Below are 21,732 nucleotides of genomic sequence, written 5' to 3'. Positions count from 1 at the left end.
CAGCAGAGCTCTGATTATTTACACTGCTTTTTAAACAGCGCCATGGTTTCGATATGTCCAGTGTGGACAAACATATTCATTAACCCAAGCTTTTCTAGTTCAAAGCCAGCCTGCACTATCACCGCAGCGTCACGAGCCAGCGTCACTGGGTCGCATGACACGTATAAAATACGCGTAAACTGTTTTAACGGTAATTGCTGTAGTACCTCAAGTGCGCCAGGCCTTGATGGATCCAGTACTAACACATCCAAATTTGTATCGAACCAAGCAGCCTCTGTTATCGACTGGGTTAGATCAAAGCAGTGAAACTGAACATTACTGATTTGATTAGTTTGCGCATTTTGTCGAGCCATTGCAACCGATTGCGCTTCACCTTCAACACCAATCACATTTTTTGCTTGTTTTGCGAGCACCAATGAGAAATTTCCCACCCCACAGAAAAGATCGAGGACACTTTCATCGCTACTAAGTTGCAGCCAGCCTGTTGCTTGACGCAGCATGGCTTCATTTACTGTTTGATTCACTTGAATAAAGTTATTTAATTTGAATTCAAGTGTTAAGCCAAATTCACTAAGGTGATAGTGCGGCAACTGAGAATACACAACATCTGCCTCACCATCGTCAAACACAACCTGACAATTTTCCAGCTCGTTTTGTAGCGCTTCACGAGCCGACGCGGACAGCGGCTTTGTATGACGACACAGTACATAGTTATGGTTATCAGCTTGGCAAAGTTGGATATGACTGATTAGCTTAAATTCACTTAGTGACTGCGCAAGCACATTTAGCTTGTTAAAAATACGGTCAAAAGGCGACACCAATACGTCACACTGCGCTATTTCAACAATCTGCTTAGACTGACTCGCTCTAAAGCCGAGTTTCACATTTTTACTTTGTTTATCGTAAATACATGCCAATCGTGCTGCCCGACGATAGTGGCGCGGCACAGAGGTGATCGGCACTTGCCAAGGCAACAGCTCAATGTTGGCAAAACGCGCAAAAAGCTTTTCAACTGCCAGTTGCTTTTCATTGAGCTGACCATCAACACTCTGATGCTGCAAGCTACAACCACCACACTGCTGGTAATGCTGACAAAACGGCTTAACACGCTCTTTCGAGACGTTAAGTACTTTGGTCACCTTTGCTTCCAACAGTTTTGACTTAGCCTGAACAACCTGTGCCTTCACTCGCTCTCCAGTCAAGGCGCCTGTCACAAAGCAGACTTTACCTTCATGTCGAGCAACACCTCTCCCCTGATGATCCATTGACTTTATGTTTAATTCTATTTGCTTTGACGGCTTAGCAGCTTTCTTAGCACGAAAAATCTGTGCCATTGGGTTCCTCATTTGTTTGCTTATCACGTCGGTAAAAGATAATCTTAGTTACAGATTTCTCTGCACTTTTTTGACCCTATGACAAAATTAAACCTGCGTGACAGTATTTTACTACTCACTCTTTTGCCAACCCTTTTGGTTGGCTTGCTACTTGGTGGTTATTTTACTATAAATCGCTACGTAGAGCTTGAGGAAATTCTGATAAGTCAGGGAAATCGCATTGCAGATTCACTGGCCATGTCAGTTGAATATCCAATAGAAAAGCAAGATAAAGCACACTTGCACCGCATTTTAAGCCAAGCACACAATAAACACGCACCACTGGTAAAAAGCATCGCGTTGTTTGATAAGCAAAATCAGCTCATTCTTACTAGTAACTATCATAGTGAGTTCGACAAATTACATTATTTTGGTGAAGTACAAAAGTTACAAACCACCGAGGTCACTACACTAAAAAATACCTTTGTGTTTTATTCGCCGGTTAAAAACCATTTAGCCAAAAAAACCGATTGGCATAGCGCAGAGCCTGCTACACTCGCAGTTTTAGTAGTAGAGATCAGTAAAGATCAAGCACTAATATCGCAGCAACGCGCACTGATCTTGAGTGCTATTGTCATAATTTTCTCGTTTTTACTCAGTGTTATGTTGGCTATGCGATTATCACGCATGCTAACCAAACCAATTGCCAGTTTGATTTTGGCTACAGACAAGCTCAACGAGGGCAAACAAGACATCGCTATTAATGAGCCGATGCGAGGCGAATTTGAGCTATTGCGCCAAGGCTTGATTGTTATTGGTCGAAAAATGGCGAATCAAAAAGACGAAATGCAAAAGCACATTGACCAAGCTACTAGTGACTATCGCGAATCTTTGGAGCAGTATGAAACACAAAACATTCAGCTCAATATTGCCAAAAAAGAAGCACAAGATGCTAACCGCGTAAAATCTGACTTTTTAGCTAAAATGAGTCATGAACTCAGAACGCCACTCAATGGTGTTATAGGCTTTACTCGCCAACTGTATAAAACACCATTAAACAAACATCAAAAAGATTATCTAGATACCATAGAGTTGTCTGCAAATAGCTTACTAACCATCATTAGTGACATCTTGGATTTCTCAAAGCTAGAAGCAGGGGCAATGGAGCTAGAGAATATTCAATTCGAATTGCGCGACGCTGTTAATGAAGTCATGACGTTATTAGCACCAAGCGCTCATGACAAGCAGTTAGAATTTTCGATTTCGGTTAATCGCCAAGTACCTGACAATTTAATTGGCGATCCGACACGATTTAAACAGGTACTTACTAACCTTATCAGCAACGCCATCAAGTTTACGGAAAAAGGCTCTGTCAAAGTAGATATAAATCATCGCTTGATGGATGAGTCCCAGTCCTCATTGTTAGTCTCTGTTAGTGATACCGGTGTCGGTATTGCACAAGATAAACAGGACGCGCTATTTACGCCATTTGCTCAAGCTGACACCAGTATCACCCGCAAATTCGGGGGCACAGGTCTTGGTCTTATCATCACTAAGCATATTGTGGAGGCGATGAGTGGTCGTATTACTCTTAACTCCGCGCCAGGAAGTGGTACCTGTTTTTCATTTAATGCGGTCTTTGCCCTGCCAAACCGTCTCTACAACGACGATTTACCAAGTAAACCGCTGGAAAATAAACGCGTTCTATATTTTGAACCACAAGAACACACTCATTATGCGGTTATCGCCCAGCTACAAGCATGGGATATGCAGGTGACTCGCTGCATCACCGAAGAAGAATTTGATACTGCGTTAGCACAGGATTTTAACTACGATATTTGCTTAATCGGCTCTATGGCTAGCGTCGATCAAATGCAAACCGTCAAAAGTTATATCAAGCAAGCTCGCGGCTCTGCTGATTATCTATATCTAATGGTTAATACTGTATCTCACAATATGCGTGAAGCGCTTATTGGCAGTGGCGCAGACGCCTGTCTAAGCAAACCACTTAATCACAGAAAGCTATGTGAGATGCTTGCAGCACCTTATCGTTTAGACCATCCAGACATGAGTGCTAACGAAATTGAAGCCGCAAGCCTACCACTGAAGGTGCTCGTTGCAGACGATAACGATGCTAACCTGAAGTTGATCTGTACTTTGCTAGATGAGCAAGTAGAGGCAATTGATACAGCACATAACGGTGCTCAAGCGGTGAGTCTATGTAAATCCAGAAAATACGACCTCATATTTATGGATATTCAAATGCCTATTATGGACGGGATCAGTGCCTGTAAAAGCATTAGAGATTCATCCTTAAATGAGGACACGCCCATCATCGCTGTTACCGCTCATGCGCTTGCTGGCGAAAAGGAACAGCTGCTTAAAGATGGCTTTAGTAATTATATGACTAAGCCTATTGATGAAGACATGCTCAAGCAAATAATTTGTGATTACAGCGTTTCTTCTCCAGTTTCGAGACAAAAAAATACAGAGAATCATCAGCATAGTGTGCCCCCGTTTGATAGTAAGATGTTAGATTGGGATTTAGCGCTCCAGCGTGCCGGTAACAAACCCGATTTAGCATTAGAAATGCTCAATATGTTGCTTTCCAGTGTACCTGAAACATTACAGCAGTTGGAATCTGCGCAAAATGAAGAAGATATGCCTACGCTACTTAAAGTAGTGCATAAATTCCACGGAGCTTGTTGCTATACTGGCGTTCCGACGCTCAAGAAATTAGCAGAGACCATTGAAACAAGCTTAAAACGGGAAAAGTCACTCAGTGAGATTGAACCTGAGTTATTCGAACTCGTTGATGGACTCACTTTATTATTGTCTGATTCCAAGCCCATACAATCCAACTAATCGTTATGTTCGCACTCATTCTATTCGCTACTTTTATGTAAACAGCCATAGAAATAGTGAATAGATTGGAAGTGTGGCATATAGCTCCTAACACAGGACAACGTTTCCCGATGATTTACTTCGCTTTCTAGCAGCACTTTTTCAAGTCTTGTGACACACCTCACCCACTCTAGAAGCTCATAATTATATCCTCATGAAACGAATTGAAGGTGAGCTGCTCTCAGTTCCTACCACCGATATCCAAAAAGACAATTGCTTTATAAACAAGGACCGCTTAATTAGCTATCGCTAAAGGTTTATCTTTCTACTCCGGATTGGGGCTATCGGCAAGATGGTTCTGATGGTGTGTTTCGAGATGGGAAATCCGAGAATTAGGTTTTTGAATGATATGATGCATCAGATGACGCTGCTTTCGTTAGCTACGGTAATCACCATCTGTGCTTTACGTTAGCTGGTCATAGCGACATCTACAACAATTCAGCTGTAGGGTTCGCATTATCAGTCAAAAGCACAATAAAGCTTAGTTGGTGGGATAAGTTGAACTAAGCTCAAAAGTGCAGTACTAAAATCCCTTATCGATCCGAGTTCAAATTAAATTAAAAAACCCAAGTGAAACTTGGGTTTTTTCTTGGTGTAATGTCTATCACATCATCAGCTAGTTTAATCGCTTTCAGCGCTTTCTGTTTCTTGGTTATGTAATTCAAGGCTAGCAGACATCGCGGCTTCACGATTAGACTTTGCAGAGTCGTTGCGCAACTCATCAATGTGATTGAGGTAGTTTTGGTCAACATCACCTGTGATGTATTGACCATCAAATACAGAGGTTTCAAAACGAGAGATCTCTGGATTTTCTTGACCAACAGCTGCAATCAAATCGCTTAGGGATTGGTAGATCAAACCGTCCGAGCCAATACTTGCGTTGATATCTTCCACTTCACGGCCATGTGCGATCAGCTCTGATGCAGAAGGCATATCAATGCCATATACGTTCGGGAATCTTACCTCTGGTGCTGCTGAAGCAAAGTATACGTTCTTCGCACCCGCTTCACGCGCCATTTCAACGATTTGCGCTGATGTTGTGCCTCGCACAATGGAGTCGTCGACAAGTAGCACATTCTTACCAGCAAACTCTCTGTCAATTGCGTTAAGTTTACGACGTACAGACTTTTTACGCAGCTCTTGGCCAGGCATAATGAAAGTACGGCCAATGTAGCGGTTCTTAACAAACCCTTGGCGATAAGGAAGCCCTAGCACGGAAGCAATTTCAAGTGCGATATCACATGATGTTTCAGGGATTGGAATAACCACGTCGATATCTTTGTCGCCCCACTCTGTCGCGATTTTCTCACCGAGCTTGGTACCCATATTGACGCGAGTCGCATAAACAGACATCTTATCAATGTTTGAATCTGGGCGAGCAAAATATACGAACTCGAAGATACAAGGTGCAAGCGTCGTTTTAGCAGCACAGATCTGAGAGAAAAACTCACCATTTTCGGTTACGTAAATAGCTTCACCAGGTGCAACGTCTCGCACAAACTCAAAGCCATCCGTTGCCAATGCAACACTCTCTGAAGCGAACATGTATTCCATGCCACGCTCAGTTTCTTTCTTACCGAAAACAAGCGGACGAATACCGTGAGGGTCTCTAAATGCCAAAATACCATGGCCGATGATCATCGCGATACTCGCGTAACCACCAGAAACAATAGACACAACCTCAGTTACTGCCGTAAACATGTCTTCCGCGTCTAATTTCATCTTGTCTGTTTTGCCAAGCTCGTGCGCTAAGATGTTCAGCAGGATCTCTGAATCAGACGTAGTATTAACGTGGCGACGCGCTTGAGTAAACAAACGCTCCTTTAATTTTTCTGCATTGGTTAAGTTGCCGTTGTGCGCAAGGGCAATACCAAATGGAGAGTTTACGTAGAAAGGTTGAGCTTCTGCTGAGCTTGAAGAACCAGCAGTAGGATAACGTACATGACCAAGACCAATGTTGCCCTGTAGGCGTTTCATGTGTCTTGTATGAAATACGTCTTTCACTAGGCCGTTTGCTTTTCGTAAGCTAAACGTATTGTTGTCAATGGTAATAATGCCAGCCGCATCTTGGCCGCGGTGTTGCAAAACAGTTAAGCCGTCATAAATCGCCTGATTAACAGGAGATGTTCCGACTATCCCAACGATACCACACATTAAAAATTTCCTCGCCGATTAACGGTTTACTGAATCTAGAAAGCTCGAGTTATGTTCAAAATAGGAAAAGAACCACTCTATCACAAAGCCAAATTCAGGAATTAAGTTTGATGTTTTCCACCACTGCGTGTCTGGTGCACTGGTAAACGCATCAAGGAAAAAGAGTAAGGCGCTAACGACCAACACACCTCGAAGTCCACCGAATACAATCCCAAAGATCCTATCGGTGCCTGAGAGCCCAGTTCTTTGAACCAGTTCACTCAAGACATAGTTAACAAGCCCACCTAACATCAAGGTCGCAAAAAAGAGTATGGCAATTGCGGCTGCATTTCTTAAAAGGGGTTCTGAAATGAATGTTAGGAAGGTTGCGAGATATTGGTAAAAAATACTAGAGATGAAAAAAGCGCCGATCCATACGACAAGTGACATCGCTTCTTTGACAAAGCCTCGGAGCAAGCCAAAGATAGTCGATAAACCAACAATACCAAGAATGGCGTAATCAACCCAGATCATAGTAACCAATAAGTCGTTAATGTGGGGCGCATTCTAAAAGGTTTGGCATCTAAATGCCAGATCATTTTGTCACTTCAAATTGTGTCAAACGACCATTTAACTTAGTTAATTTCTTTAATTCTGGTAACTTAGCTTCAAGTTCAGCTTTATTTAAATCTGGTCCGACAAACACTTTTGTCAGTGTACCGTTGGGCGTTTTAACGGGTTTTGTAAAGGTTTTAAAGCCATTGTCAGCAAGCTTCTTCGTCAGTGCATCAACGTTCGATTTATGCGAAAAGCTACCAAGCTGAATAACATAGGCCATTTTTGAAAAGTTACCAGTCTCAGGACGCGTTAATTTAGCCACCTCAACTTTGTTGGTCGTTGCGACGGGTTTTGCCTCAACTTGTGTAGATGACATATCTGATTGCGGCGTATTGGCTAGCATTGTCTCTTCTGTACCCTCTAGCTTAGCATCATCGGCGTCAATATCTTCCACTGACTCAGAGGGTAACTCTGGTGCAAGCTTGGCTTGCGCATCCACTTTTTCTTGTAGATCAATGGTTTTGAACTCAGGTCTTTCAGGGATCGCTTGAAATCCTTCCTTGTAGTGGACCTTTTCACCATCAAGGATATTTGGAATAAAGATCACCGCAGCAACCACGACGATACTCGTCCCAACAAGGCGATTTATAAATACTGAGTTCACAACTTTACTCTCTACTAAACGTTAAATCTTTTTTGGTTATTTTCGCCAGTATTCCATTGCCTCAGCAACGGTAAAGAATGAACCAAATACCACCATTGCTTGTTCGCTTGCTAGCGTCTCAAGCTGAGCATCAAGTGCAGCTGTAACACTATCGAATAAGGTAACATTGCAACTTGAGTCAAGCAGTGGTTTAAGGTTTTCTGCACGCTCTCCACGAGGCCCTGAAAGTGAAGCTAGACTCCAGCTATCTATATATTGGGTAACTTCTTTCAGCACACTGGCTTTGTCTTTATCCGCAAGCATAGCGACTAAGGCATGAATTTTAAACCCTTTTTGCTTGAGTTCTTGTAACTTAGTTGCCAAATACCTTGCCGATTCTGGATTATGAGCAACATCTGTATAGACTAATGGATTTGTATTGAGTTGCTGAAAGCGACCTTCCACTTGCAAGTTGGCCAGACAAACCTTCACTTCATCATAGTTAGGTAGCAACTCAAGTTTAGCTAGTACTGTTAACGCTGTCGCAGCGTTTTGTGCTGGAATAGCGGGTTTGTCGAAGTGCCAATCAAAGTCAAGATATTGCCATCTAAACTGAGAATCTAGCGGGGTAAAATAAAAATCGCGCTTCGATAACACCATATCTGCCGCAATTTCGTTGCCATAATCTGTAACCGTGTGTGGAATATTTAAATCACCAACGATTGCAGGTTTACCACTGCGAAAAATGCCAGCTTTGTCATAGCCTACCAGTTCTCTAGTATCACCGAGATACTCTTTATGATCTAAGTCGACAGTCGTGATAACAGAGGCAAATGGCGAGACTATATTCGTCGCATCAAACCGCCCGCCTAAACCAACTTCAAGCAAAATATAATCAACCTTACAGCGCTTGAAAATACTGAGCGCACCAAGCGTACCAAACTCGAAATAAGTTAGCTGAGTGTCTTTGCGGGTGTCGTCGAGGAATTTAAATGCATCGATATGATACTGATCTTCAAGCTCTGCCCCATTCACTCGGACACGCTCATTGTAGCGTACTAAGTGTGGTGAAGCGTAGGTACCAACCGAAAATCCTTGTGCGAGCAACAACGATTCCAAGCACCTGGCTGTTGTGCCTTTACCATTGGTTCCACCAATTAGAATAATTTTGCTGAAAGGCTCAAGTAATCCGGCTTGCTCGGCAACTTGCGCTACACGCTCAAGTCCCATTTCAATGGTGGCTGGATGAATTGCTTCTAAATAACAAAGCCAATCATCAAGGCTTGATGATTGGCTAGGCTGTTTAACCGTCATAAGTTGAGTAGCTCAATTTGAAAAATTTACGCTACTCTATGCTCTTGTTCAGTGGAAGGCAAGTCCATAAACTTCGCTAAAATGCGCGCTAACGTATCGCGCATCTCACGACGGTCAACAATCATGTCAATCGCACCATGCTCTAATAAGAATTCACTGCGCTGGAAACCGTCAGGTAGAGTTTCACGTACTGTTTGTTCGATAACACGTGGACCCGCAAAACCGATAAGTGCTTTTGGCTCCGCCACATTGATATCACCAAGCATCGCCAGTGATGCAGAAACACCACCCATAGTTGGATCGGTCAATACTGAGATAAATGGCAAGCCTTTGTCACTCATTTTTGCCAATGCAGCACTTGTTTTTGCCATTTGCATCAATGACATAAGTGCTTCTTGCATACGTGCACCACCAGATGCAGAGAAACAAATTAATGGCATGTTATGTTCTAAGCAAACGTTAACTGCATCTACAAATCTCGCACCAACAACCGACGCCATTGAACCACCCATAAAGGAAAATTCAAAAGCAACAGCAGCAACAGGAATACCCTTTACGCGACCTTTCATTGCAACTAAAGCGTCTTTTTCACCACTTACCTTTTGCGCTTGAACGATACGATCCGAGTATTTTTTAGAATCTTTAAACTTTAATACGTCTTGTGGCTCATGCTCTGTGCCAAGCTCTTGACGATCTGCATCATCTAAGAAGCTTTCAAGGCGCTTACGTGCCGTTATGCGCATGTGATGATCACACTTCGGACATACGTTTAACGACTTTTCTAATTCCGCTTTGTATAGGATTGAATCACAATCTGTACACTTTGCCCAAACCCCTTCTGGGATCTCTTTTTTACCAGAAGATTTAGTGGTTTTAGGTAAGATCTTTTCTAACCAACTCATTTGCAACTCTCTATCGTGCTTTATTCTGTTCCGTCAGTAAAGACAGACATCTTTTCCCAATTAAATCATGATTTAGCTATAGGTGATATAAAAAACTGGTCTTAAGAGTATACGGTACTACATAAATACGACCGTTACACTAATTCCTCAGGCAAAAATAAAGGCCCTAGCGGCATCTTTTCTATTTGCCATTGTTCAGGATAGTCCACGTCAACTAAATACAATCCGTTAGGCTTTGCCGTAGCGCTTGCTAAGGTGCGGTCTTTCGCAACTAAAAGCTCCGCCATCCACTCAGGCTCTTGCTTGCCGACACCGATATCAAGTAAACAACCTGTAATATTTCGCACCATATGGTGTAAAAACGCGTTCGCTTTAATATCAATGACAATATATTTGCCAATGCGTTTCACCTCCAAGTGATGGATATTCCGAAACGGCGTATTAGACTGGCAATGTACCGCCCTGAAAGAAGTGAAATCTTGCTCCCCTATCATCACAGGGCATGCAGCTTTCATTCTTTCAACATCAAGCTCGTGGTGAAAGTGCGTTACACCACTGCGTAAAATGCCCGGTCTGTAAGTATGATTATAAATGACGTAGCGGTATCGACGAGCCGTTGCAGAAAAACGAGCATGGAACTCTGGGTCGACTTCTTTAGCAAATCGTACCGCAATGTCGTCAGGAAGCTGAGAGTTCATTCCCAGTGTAAAGGCGCTCATATCGCGAGCAGCATCTGTATCAAAATGCACTAATTGACCCGTTGCATGAACCCCCGCATCAGTGCGCCCCGCACAAGTTATCTCTACGGGATGATTACAGATATTCGATAGCGCTTTTTCTATTTCTTCTTGGACACTGCTGACATGATTTTGCCTCTGCCAACCACTATAATTTGCACCATTATATTCAATGCCTAACGCTACTCGCATACTTTTTCTATCGCAACCCATAACAAAAACGACATTTTATGCGATTGGCGATGTGAATTAAAGCGCTTAAGCTAAGAAGTAGATGATGATACCGACCAAACCAGGCAATTACTTTGTTTGGTCGGTATCATTGATGTGATTATTAAGACTCTGTAAGACTTGATTTAAGCAACTCCGCCTCAGCTTGCACTGAATTCGGACCGTTCTCAATAACATCGTTGAGCGTTGATATCGCCGAATCATAATCTTGAATTTCGATGTAAGCTTTCGCTAAATCTAGTTTAGCGGCAAACCCTTCATCCTCTAAATCAACATCCGTGGTATTTTCACCTGCTAATAGTTCTTCAAAATCGCCAAGCCCAACGTCCATATTTGCACCAACGTAAGGTTCAACATCGCCATCAAGGTCATCGCTTTGTTCAAGTAAGTCTTCAATTTCTAAGTAATCTTCTGTACCTTCGGCATCCGTTGGTAGCGCTTGGGCTTCCCCTGCGACCAATTCGTCTTGTAACAAGCTATCGAAGTCTACTTCAAAGTCTTCTGCATTTCCGGCGTCAAAATCACTGGGGTCGTCCAGTTCGCTGAGTAGAGCATCGAAGTCTGCTTGGGTAAAGTCAGCCATAAATTCTTTTTCAATTTCGGCTTCATCGACCTCTGGTAATTCAGATTCTGTTTGTGGCTCAGAAAGTAGAGTTTCCAAATCATCTTCATCGTTGAATTCAGACAGAGTCTCTTCGCCAAAATCTGCATTTAATTCAGGCAGCTCGTCTTCGATATCCAGTTCAAGCTCAGACTCAAGCGCGTCATTTTCTGCTACTTCGACCGGCGCTTTCGGCTCGTCTTCGAGCAAAGTTTCTTCGTCGAAGTCTGCAGTTAACTCTGGCAGCTCGTCTTCGATATCCAGTTCAGGCTCAGACTCAAGCACGTCATTTTCTGCTGCTTCGACTGGTGCTTCAGGCTCGTCTTCAAGCAAAGTTTCTTCGTCGAAGTCTGCAGTTAACTCAGGCAGCTCGTCTTCGATATCCAGTTCAGGTTCAGACTCAAGCACGTCATTTTCTGCTGCTTCGGCTGGCGCTTCCGGCTCATCTTCGAGCAAAGTTTCTTCGTCGAAGTCTGCAGTTAACTCAGGCAGCTCGTCTTCGATTTCAAGATCTGGTTCGGACTCTAGCGTGTCACTCTCAGCTTCTTCGACTGGTGCTTCCGGCTCATCTTCGAGCAAAGTTTCTTCGTCGAAGTCTGCAGTTAACTCTGGCAGCTCGTCTTCGATTTCAAGAGCTGGTTCGGACTCTAGCGTGTCACTCTCAGCTGCTTCGACAGGTGCTTCAGGTTCGTCTTCAAGCAAAGTTTCTTCGTCGAAGTCTGCTGCTAACTCTGGCAGCTCGTCTTCGATTTCAAGATCTGGTTCGGACTCTAGCGTGTCACTCTCAGCTGCTTCGACTGGTGCTTCAGGTTCGTCTTCAAGCAAAGTTTCTTCGTCGAAGTCTGCAGTTAACTCAGGCAGCTCGTCTTCGATTTCAAGATCTGGTTCGGACTCTAGCGTGTCACTCTCAGCTGCTTCGACTGGTGCTTCAGGTTCGTCTTCAAGCAAAGTATCTTCGTCAAAGTCCGCACTAAATTCAGGCAAATCATCTTCATCAAAGCCAGAAATTTCATCGTCTAGAAGATCGTCATCAAGCCCTCCTTCGATATCAAATTGGGCATCCTTGGATAACGCTTCTGATAATGCTTTTTCGGTTTCGCTTTGTGAGTCAGTAGTTTCAAGTTCTTCGCCCAGATCCAGTTCAGGATAACTCTCTAGCTCTGCGCTTGGTTGCAGATCTTCTTCGTCAAGAAATTCTTCCTCTGCCAATAAGTCCACTTCGTCATTAAGTGGATCATCTCCCAGCTCAATTTCGACTTCTTCATCCGAAAAGTCATCTTCAAGTTCAGCATCCAGCTCAAACTGCTCTTCGGCTTGAAGCTCCTGTAATAACTCATCAACACTTTTTAAATCAGGATCTTCAAATTCACTGTCTTCGTCAGCTTGAACATTCTCATCACTAAAATCTGCTTCATTGGCTAGATCGGACTGTAATGTTTCTTCCACCAATTCTTCAGATAATTCTGGAATAGCATCCTCGTCATCCAGCATACCCGATAAGTGCCCTGACTCCGTTTGCTCAGAGTCTGTTAAAGGCTGTTCAGGCTCGTCAGATTCTTCTCCAAGTTCTGGTAAAACATCTTCTGATGTTTCGTCAACTAATACATCTAGTTCGTCATTTGCCAGTTCATCAGATTCTTCTTCCAGCTCTGGCAAAACATCTTCTGGTGTTTCGTCAACTAATGTATCTAGCTCATCATCAGCCAATTCATCGGTTTCTTCTTCCTGCTCTGGCAAAACATCTTCTGGTGTTTCGTCAACTAATGCATCTAGCTCATCATCAGCCAGATCATCGGTTTCTTCTTCCAGCTCTGGCAAAACATCTTCTGGTGTTTCGTCAACTAGTGCATCTAGTTCGTCATTTGCCAGTTCATCAGATTCTTCTTCCAGCTCTAGCAAAACATCTTCTGGTGTTTCGTCAACTAATGTATCTAGCTCATCATCAGCCAATTCATCGGTTTCTTCTTCCTGCTCTGGCAAAACATCTTCTGATGTTTCGTCAACTAATGCATCTAGTTCATCATTTGCCAGATCATTGGACTCTTCTTCCTGCTCTGGCAAAACATCTTCTGATGTTTCGTCAACTAATGTATCTAGTTCATCATCAGCCAGCTCATTGGACTCTTCTTCCTGCTCTGGCAAAACATCTTCTGGTGTTTCGTCAACTAATGTATCTAGTTCGTCATTTACCAGTTCATCAGATTCATCTTCCAGCTCTGGCAAAACATCTTCTGGTGTTTCGTCAACTAATGTATCTAGCTCATCATCAGCCAGTTCATCAGATTCTTCTTCCAGCTCTGGCAAAACATCTTCTGGTGTTTCGTCAACTAATGTATCTAGCTCATCATCAGCCAATTCATCGGTTTCTTCTTCCTGCTCTGGCAAAACATCTTCTGATGTTTCGTCAACTAATGTATCTAGTTCGTCATTTGCCAACTCACCGGACTCTTCCTCCAGCTCAGGTAATGCATCCTCTTGTGCCTCATCTAATAAAGCGTCGATATCATCACCAGCCAGCTCATTAGACTCTTCTTCTAGCTCAGGTAATGCATCCTCTTGTGCCTCATCTAATAAGGCGTCGATATCATCGCCTGCCAGCTCACTGGACTCTTCTTCTAGCTCAGGTAATGCATCCTCTTGTGCCTCATCCAATAAGGCATCGATATCATCGCCAGCCAGCTCACCGGATTCTTCCTCCAGCTCAGGTAATGCATCCTCTTGTGCCTCATCTAATAAGGCGTCGATATCATCGCCAGCCAGCTCACCGGACTCTTCTTCTAGCTCGGGTAATGCATCCTCTTGTGCCTCATCTAATAAAGCATCGATATCCTCGCCAGCCAGATCACTGGACTCTTCTTCTAGCTCAGGTAATGCATCCTCTTGTGCCTCATCTAATAAGGCATCGATATCATCACCGTCAAGCGTATCCGGCTCTTCGTTAATTTCTGCTAACGCATCGTCTTGAACTTCATTTAACAGAGCATCAATATCATCGCCCGCAAGCTCATTGTTTGGCTCCTCAAAGTCGGGCAGTGCATCATCGTCAGCATCTTGGGCAGCATCAAGTAGCGCGTCGATATCATCAGCCTCAACTAAGCTTTCACTATCAAAATTGCCGCTAAATTCGGGTTCTTCATCTAGCGCACCATCAAGAATTGAATCGATATCATCATCGCTAGCAACAGCACCCTGTTCATCTGCAAGCTCCTCACTCAGGGCTGCAAGTGCATCATCGCTAACATCAATTTCTTCATCCTGAGATTCGTTGAACAAATCATCTAGATCACTGTCACTTAAAATATTTTGACTATCATCAACATCGAGCGAAACTTCATCACCAGCCTCATCGAAGCTCTGTTGCATAAAGTCTTCGTCATGATCATCACCAAACGAAATATCTTCGTTTAGTAAACTATCAAGTTCGTCTTGATCTAGCGTATCACTCCCTTCATCGAAGTCATCATCAAGTGAGTCAAAGGTAATTTCATCGTCTTCAGGCAAGATATCGTCATCTAACTGTACGCTTGCGCCCAGCGCGTCTTCATCGTCGCCCATTCCGATATCAAGTGGGTCTGGCTCTGGGTCAAACGCAGTCGCAGCGGTTGCAGCGCCCGCAGCAGCAGCGCCTGTAGCAGCGGATGGTGTTTGCGGAAGAAAATCATCGTCATCTGTTGACGCCTGAGATTGACTTTTCTTCCGGCGAAACATGACAAATCCAGCAATTGCTAATAGTGCTGGTAATGTGGCAAGTAACGCAATTCCAGCTGGCGAGCTAAAGAATGCGCTTAACTCGCTACTTTCTTGCGCTTTTGCCTGAGCCGCCTGCTGATCAATCATTTCATTTTGTAAGTCAATAACAGCCTTTAGCTGTTGTTGGATTTCGCTGTCTTTACCAAGTTGGGTACGAACCGTTTGAAGCTCGGTAGAAATAGCACCAAGCTGTTGCTTTAACTTATTGTTTTCGGATAGGATTTCTTCAACATTACGCACTGAGGACTTGAACTCTTTTTGTAAGTCCATCAGCCGCATGTCCTGCTCCATTTTTAAAGAGCGCAGTTGATTAGTCAGGTCTTCTTTTGCTTCTTCTACATCGACTTTACGAGCTTGCGTAACCTTTTTCTCAGCTTCGTTTATTGCATTTGGATTCAATAATCCCTTACGCTTCATTTCCCAAAGTTTGTCATCTTGATCCGACTTTTGCTTTGCCAACTCAGGGTTAACACTGCGAATTTCATTGATGGTAGGAATACGTAAATACGCCCCATCCTGCATATGGTTGAGGTTTTTATCTAGAAATGAATTAGGATTTTTATCGTAAAGCGCCTTCATCACCTGATAAATGGTGACCGAGTCATCTGGTCGCACTTTTTGTGCTATACGCCACAACGTATCCGTGGGTCTGATAGGCCCTATTGACCGACCTTGAGCCCCATAATCAACCCCTTTAGGGCCTTTTAGCACTACCCCCTCTTGGGTATATACTGGTGTGGCAATCAGTGCGAATACAAAGATACTAAATAAGGCTAAACCGCGCATGCCGATCCTTTACTCAAATGTTTAACACCCGTTAAACGACATTTTATTATTATGGCTTTGAAGCAAGCTCTATTCCAAATGCAAACTATAAACCAGATATGTTGGAATATCCATTGCAACGTATTGAAAGGTAACATGGTTATAATGCTTTTTACTGATTTTGGAATAGCAGATATAGGTGAAGAATAGTCAAGTATTTGACTTAACGGCAAACTTCTTGGCAGAAGTTTGCCGTTATAGCGCAAAGAAGTAAGCAAAACTCTGCTTACTTTGCGATATCAATGGATACTTATAGATAGCTTTCTATCAGGGCTTCTGCAATTTGGATGCTATTTGTTGCGGCACCTTTTCTGGTGTTGTCTGATACCACCCATAAGTTTAAGCCCAGTGGATGTGAAATATCTTGCCTTACACGACCTACATAAACGGTATCGTTACCACTTGCATCACTTACCGGTGTTGGGTAGTCGTTTTCGTCTTCAATTAACTCAACACCCGGCGCACCAGCAAGTAACTGCTTAATATGTTCAAGATCATAAGGCATGCGCGTTTCAAGATGAATGGCTTCAGCATGACCAAAAAACACAGGAACGCGAACCGCAGTCGGGTTAACCAAAACACTTGAGTCGCCCAAGATTTTTTGCGTTTCCCACACCATCTTCATTTCTTCTTTGGTGTAACCATTTTCTTGGAACGCATCAATTTGAGGAATGACGTTAAAAGCGATTTGTTTGCTAAACACTTCGTTTTCCATCGGTCTTGCATTCATTAAGTTTGCAGTTTGCTTAGCCAACTCATCTACCGCTTCTTTACCTGCACCAGATACCGCTTGATAAGTTGAGACATTAATTCTGTCAATGCCATAGGCATCATAAATTGGTTTAAGCGCCACTAGCATTTGGATTGTAGAGCAGTTTGGGTTAGCAATGATGTTACGATTTCTAAAATCTGCAAGACTGTCTTTATTCACCTCAGGAACCACTAATGGAATATCAAAGTCGTATCTAAAATGTGAGGTATTGTCTATAACAATACAGCCAGCTTCAGCGGCGATAGGTGCATATTTCTCCGACACGGAACCACCCGCTGAAAACAAACCGATGTGGGCATTAGAAAAATCAAACTCTTCAACATCCAGAACTTCGATTTTTTCACCCATAAAGTCAATTTCTTCACCCGCACTTCGGCTACTCGCGAGTGGATACAGCGTGTCTACAGGAAATTTCCGTTCCGCTAGTAATTCGATAATTTGCTTGCCAACAAGACCTGTTGCGCCAAGTACCGCAACATTATATTTTTGCGACATTATTTTTCCTCATTCTGTAAAATACCAACCACAGCACTTAACTCTTGTGCTCAGAAAAGCCAAGCTGGTAAAGCTTTTCACTGATTGGTGAGTCATTATTGACTGCAATTGTACTAAATTCTCGACGCACGGGATATGCTTTACGCAAGGTATCAAAGCCCAATGTGTTTAGCTGTTTTCTCATGATGCCATCATCACGGCGAATGTCATAAACAAGATGCGCTAAATTGATAATATCCTGCTCGTTGGCTGTGCGTTGCAACTGGCAGCCGGTGACACTTGGTTTAGGGAGAAAATCACTAATCGTTTTGCTGGCTGGTAAATCGAATTCCCGGCATACAGCTTCGTATAACATTTGCGTCCCTCGTGCCTTGCCTTCTAGCGTGTGGCCAGCAATATGTACAGATGCAAAGCGAGTATACTGCAGTAACGGTTGTAAAATATTCGGCTCATTTTCCCAAACGTCTAAGATCAGCTCAAGCGCTTGCCCACCCTCTACCGCATGCAAAAGCGCTTGATTATCGATAACATCTCCACGGCTTGCATTGACTATTACCGTACCCGGCTTTAATGCCGCTATCCGCGATGCGTCAAGTAGATGAACCGTTTTATGCGGACCCTGCTTAACTAATGGAACGTGAAATGTCACAATATCCGCGCGAGCCAAAGCTTCATCTAACGCTACATGTGAATCCAATGTCCCCGCTTGCTGCCTTACGGGGTCACACAATAATATCGTAAGACCAAGCCCTTTAAGCTTTGATGCCAAACACGCGCCAATATTACCAACCCCAATGATGGCAATCGTTTTATCTTGAAGTGGCGTGGAGGTTTCTTGTGCATATGCAAGTAGAGCGCTTATCACATACTCGGCAACAGCTATCGCATTACAGCCTGGTGCGCTGCTGAACGAGATATTGGCGCTGGCCAGCAATGAGGTATCAATATGATCAATTCCGATTGTCGCAGTCCCAACAAACTTCAGTCTATCTGCTTGTGCTAACAGGGCCTTGTTGACCTTAGTAACTGAGCGAGTCAACAGAATATCGACATTTTTTAGCTCGTCAGGTTGAAGGCTACGGCCATCAAACCGAGTTACCTCACCAATTTCACCGAAGAATGACTCAACTAAGGGCATATTTTGATCAGCTAATATTCGCATGCGGGTTTCCTGTCACCTATTGTCTCGAGTATTCAGGCGATAACGCATCGCCTGAGTCGAGTCTAACATGGCAAGGTAGGCGACTAATAATAAAACCTTTTATTTTGTGTCACCGCTTTATTGCAACCAAAGGCTATTGCAAAAAACATCACACAGCACACAAAAACGACCGCCCCTTTTAGACTTAACCAGCCACCTGAATCAAGTAAAGGGCAAAATGTCATGGCCAACACGTTAATACAGCACAGTAATAAAGCCCAACGGGTATAAGCACGATAGCCAAGCAACGCGGCAAACAAACTACTAAAAACATTAAAAAGTACCGCCTCAGGAAAGAGGTGGAAAGCAGATAACATAGCCGCAAAGGCCAAAGAAGTGATGATATAAAAAATACTCTGCTGCATTTTGTTTCTCCTTAACATGGACAGCAATATCAACCGCTACACTAGGTCGTGGCGGTAAATCCTAACTCACATAGCTACCAAGAAAATGGACTGCATTTGCTACTCCTTAGCAATTCTTAAAAGCACCATTTTGTCGCTATGCTTAACCCAATTGTAGAAACATTAACGTGTATTTCAATGCAAATCAGACATGAAGTTTTGGCAATTATAATGCACAGATAGCGAACTTCGCTGAAAGAAAATTCATGTGCATTTTCGCCACATTACACTACGTTCATTACACTTAAATATCGTTCAGTAATGAATAACGTTGAAAATTCTCTTAGGTTGTAGCTGGGGTGTAATCAATAACTTTTAAATTACTGGCATGAGAAGCATGACTCATTTAACACTCAGATTAAGTACAAAACGTAAATAATATGTCACAACAAGGCATCAACTAATTCGCATACAGGGTATGAAGACGCTTGAAATATCAGCGTTAACCAGCTAGTCTAACTGGGTGGTCAGACCTCTTATAAGGAAGAACAACATGACACTTATATTTGTTCTCGCGTTGTTAGCCTTGCTCAGCGCAGCAAGCTATCATCGCGCAAGCTGGAATACCGCTCTAGGTATTGCAGCAGTTACAATGCTAGTTGGCACCTTTGCTGGTGCATTTGGCATTATCTCTTGGTTAATTTTCTTAGCGATTGTTATTCCGCTTTCAGTAACGAACCTACGTCAGCAGTACATCGTGGCTCCGGCATTTAAAGCGTTCAAAAAAGTAACGCCGACGATGTCAGAAACCGAGAAGTCAGCGATTGATGCAGGTACTACTTGGTGGGAAGCCGACCTATTTTGTGGTAACCCAAACTGGGATAAACTTCATCAGTTTCCAAAGCCACGTTTGAGCGTTGAAGAGCAAGCGTTTTTGGATGGTCCGGTGGAAGAAGTGTGTGCCATGCTTAACGATTGGGAAGCAACACACGAACTGACGGACTTACCGCAAGACGTGTGGCAATACTTAAAAGACAACAAGTTCTTTGCGATGATCATCAAAAAGCAATACGGTGGTCTTGAGTTTTCAGCTTACGCGCAATCTTGTGTACTACAAAAGCTTACTAGTAAATCAACTTTACTATCGTCTATCGTGGGCGTACCTAACTCATTAGGCCCAGGTGAACTACTTCAGCACTACGGTACTGACGAGCAAAAAGAACATTACTTACCTCGTCTAGCCGTGGGTGATGAAATCCCTTGTTTTGCATTAACGTCACCGGAAGCGGGCTCTGATGCGTCATCTATCCCTGACTTTGGCGTGGTATGTAAAGGCGAATGGGAAGGTGAAGAAGTATTAGGTATTAGCCTAACTTGGAACAAACGCTATATTACTTTAGCACCTGTTGCGACTGTCCTTGGTCTGGCGTTTAAGATGCGCGACCCAGACGGTCTATTAGGCGATAAAGAAGAGTTAGGTATTACTTGTGCCCTTATTCCTACTAACACACCAGGTGTAAAAATTGGTCGTCGCCACTTCCCTCTAAATGTGCCATTCCAAAATGGTCCAACACAAGGTGAGAACGTGTTTGTACCACTCGATTTCATTATCGGTGGCGCAAAAATGGCAGGACAAGGCTGGCGCATGCTCGTAGAGTGTTTGTCGGTTGGTCGTGTTATTACGCTTCCTTCAAACTCTGCCGGTGGTATTAAATCCCTTGCAGTGGCAAGTGGTGCATATAGCCGTATTCGTCGCCAATTCAAACTGCCTATTGGTAAGATGGAAGGGATTGAAGAGGCACTAGCGAAACTGGGTGGCTATGCGTATAGCTCTGATGCTGCGGTGACTATGTCAACTGGCGCGGTAGATTTAGGTGAAAAACCTTCAGTAGTTTCTGCCATTTTGAAGTACCACTTAACCGAACAAATGCGTGCTTCAACCATCCATGCCATGGATATTCATGGTGGTAAAGGGATTTGTCTAGGACCAAATAACTACGTTGGCCGTGGTTACCAAGGTGCACCAATTGCAATTACGGTAGAAGGTGCAAACATCCTAACCCGTAACATGATCATCTACGGTCAAGGCGCTATTCGTTGCCATCCATTTGTACTGGCTGAACTTGAAGCTTGCTCTATCAAAGATAAACAAGAAGCACTTGATAGCTTCGATAAATCCTTGATGGGTCACATCGGTTTCACTATGTCGAACTTGGTAAGAACTAAGTGGTTAGCACTAACCGGTGCACGTTTCACCAAAGTACCATTTAACGATGAAACTGCGGTTTATTATCGTAATGCTGCCCGTTACAGTGCATCATTGGCATTAATGTCTGATATTTGTATGGCTGTATTTGGTGGCTCACTTAAGCGTAAAGAGCGTATATCTGCACGTTTAGGCGACTTATTAAGCTACCTATACTTGGTTTCAGCAACGCTTAAGCGCTATAACGATGAAGGTCGTCGTAAAGAAGACTTACCGTTTGTACAATGGTCTTGTCAAGAGCACCTATATCTTTGCCAACGTGCCCTTGCTGACTTAATTAACAACATGCCTTCTGCTGCATTACGTGGCCTATTGAAAGTGGTCCTGTTCCCATTTGGTCGTCCGGTTCGTAAACCAACCGACAAAATGGAACACAAGCTTGCTCAGTTACTTCAAGTGCCTAGCGAAACGCGTGATCGTCTTGCAACACACATCTACTTAAAAGATGAGCCTCTGTGCTTGCTTGGTAAGCAAGAGCAAACGCTAAAAGACATTCTTGCCGTAGAGCCATTATTTGAAAAGGTATGCCGTGGTACTGGTAAAAAGTTACCGTTTATGCAGCTTGATAAAGTGGCAGCAATGGGGCTTGAAGCTGGCGTGCTAAGCGAAGACGAAGCAGCGAAATTGACTGCCGTTGAAGCAAAGCGTCTTGCCGTTATCAACGTTGATGACTTTGACCCTGAAGAGTTACTTGCTGGTAAAGCAAGAACCAAAGAGTCAGCTAAGGCAGACGCAGCATAACT

At 43.4% G+C, this 21,732-nt stretch carries 13 protein-coding genes; 2 read left to right on the top strand and 11 right to left on the bottom strand.

Translation table 11 applies throughout. The features are described from left to right. Window positions 1–14: 14 nt before the first annotated feature. The gene (gene rlmD, locus L1D50_RS03125; RefSeq protein ID WP_239965492.1) at window positions 15–1,334 is read right to left on the bottom strand and encodes a 23S rRNA (uracil(1939)-C(5))-methyltransferase RlmD; all 1,320 of its coding nucleotides are present in this window, start codon (window positions 1,332–1,334) and stop codon (window positions 15–17) included. 78 nt (window positions 1,335–1,412) lie between these two features. Between rlmD and barA the strand changes: the two genes are divergently transcribed. After that, window positions 1,413–4,178, top strand: coding sequence for a two-component sensor histidine kinase BarA (gene barA, locus L1D50_RS03120; protein WP_128727934.1), 2,766 nt, complete (start codon window positions 1,413–1,415; stop codon window positions 4,176–4,178). Between the two features lie 660 nt (window positions 4,179–4,838). Here barA and purF read toward each other — a convergent pair. From purF to L1D50_RS03070, 10 genes are all read right to left on the bottom strand, one after another. After that, entirely contained in the window at window positions 4,839–6,371 is a 1,533-nt protein-coding gene (gene purF / locus L1D50_RS03115; protein WP_128727935.1) for an amidophosphoribosyltransferase, read from the bottom strand. Between the two features lie 18 nt (window positions 6,372–6,389). Further along, window positions 6,390–6,884 (bottom strand): CvpA family protein, encoded by a 495-nt coding sequence (locus L1D50_RS03110; protein WP_239965490.1) that lies wholly within the window; start codon window positions 6,882–6,884, stop codon window positions 6,390–6,392. Between the two features lie 61 nt (window positions 6,885–6,945). Continuing rightward, window positions 6,946–7,572, bottom strand: a complete 627-nt coding sequence (locus tag L1D50_RS03105; protein WP_138524462.1) for an SPOR domain-containing protein — start codon at window positions 7,570–7,572, stop codon at window positions 6,946–6,948. A 36-nt stretch (window positions 7,573–7,608) separates the two neighbouring features. Next, window positions 7,609–8,865: a bifunctional tetrahydrofolate synthase/dihydrofolate synthase gene (gene folC / locus L1D50_RS03100; RefSeq protein ID WP_128727937.1), complete on the bottom strand. Its 1,257-nt coding sequence runs from the start codon at window positions 8,863–8,865 to the stop codon at window positions 7,609–7,611. A 26-nt stretch (window positions 8,866–8,891) separates the two neighbouring features. Continuing rightward, a complete protein-coding gene (gene accD / locus L1D50_RS03095) occupies window positions 8,892–9,767 on the bottom strand; it encodes an acetyl-CoA carboxylase, carboxyltransferase subunit beta (protein WP_010606271.1) in 876 nt (291 codons plus the stop codon). 134 nt (window positions 9,768–9,901) lie between these two features. Then, entirely contained in the window at window positions 9,902–10,696 is a 795-nt protein-coding gene (gene truA / locus L1D50_RS03090) for a tRNA pseudouridine(38-40) synthase TruA (RefSeq protein ID WP_128727938.1), read from the bottom strand. A 142-nt stretch (window positions 10,697–10,838) separates the two neighbouring features. Continuing rightward, window positions 10,839–15,872 (bottom strand): FimV/HubP family polar landmark protein, encoded by a 5,034-nt coding sequence (locus L1D50_RS03085; RefSeq protein ID WP_239965489.1) that lies wholly within the window; start codon window positions 15,870–15,872, stop codon window positions 10,839–10,841. A 289-nt stretch (window positions 15,873–16,161) separates the two neighbouring features. Further along, entirely contained in the window at window positions 16,162–17,178 is a 1,017-nt protein-coding gene (locus tag L1D50_RS03080; RefSeq protein ID WP_239965487.1) for an aspartate-semialdehyde dehydrogenase, read from the bottom strand. A 37-nt stretch (window positions 17,179–17,215) separates the two neighbouring features. Then, the gene (locus L1D50_RS03075; protein WP_239965485.1) at window positions 17,216–18,340 is read right to left on the bottom strand and encodes a 4-phosphoerythronate dehydrogenase; all 1,125 of its coding nucleotides are present in this window, start codon (window positions 18,338–18,340) and stop codon (window positions 17,216–17,218) included. Between the two features lie 83 nt (window positions 18,341–18,423). Beyond that, window positions 18,424–18,744, bottom strand: coding sequence for a DUF6419 family natural product biosynthesis protein (locus tag L1D50_RS03070; protein ID WP_128727941.1), 321 nt, complete (start codon window positions 18,742–18,744; stop codon window positions 18,424–18,426). A 532-nt stretch (window positions 18,745–19,276) separates the two neighbouring features. On the opposite strand from L1D50_RS03070, the gene fadE reads away from it, so the two are divergent. Then, window positions 19,277–21,730: an acyl-CoA dehydrogenase FadE gene (gene fadE / locus L1D50_RS03065; protein WP_239965483.1), complete on the top strand. Its 2,454-nt coding sequence runs from the start codon at window positions 19,277–19,279 to the stop codon at window positions 21,728–21,730. Window positions 21,731–21,732: the final 2 nt, after the last annotated feature.

The sequence above is a fragment of the Pseudoalteromonas sp. Isolate6 genome, from assembly GCF_022398435.1.
In the GTDB taxonomy this organism is placed as follows: domain Bacteria; phylum Pseudomonadota; class Gammaproteobacteria; order Enterobacterales; family Alteromonadaceae; genus Pseudoalteromonas; species Pseudoalteromonas galatheae.
The sequence above is the reverse complement of the archived record's forward strand: the minus strand, read 5'-3'. Positions and strand labels throughout refer to the sequence as shown.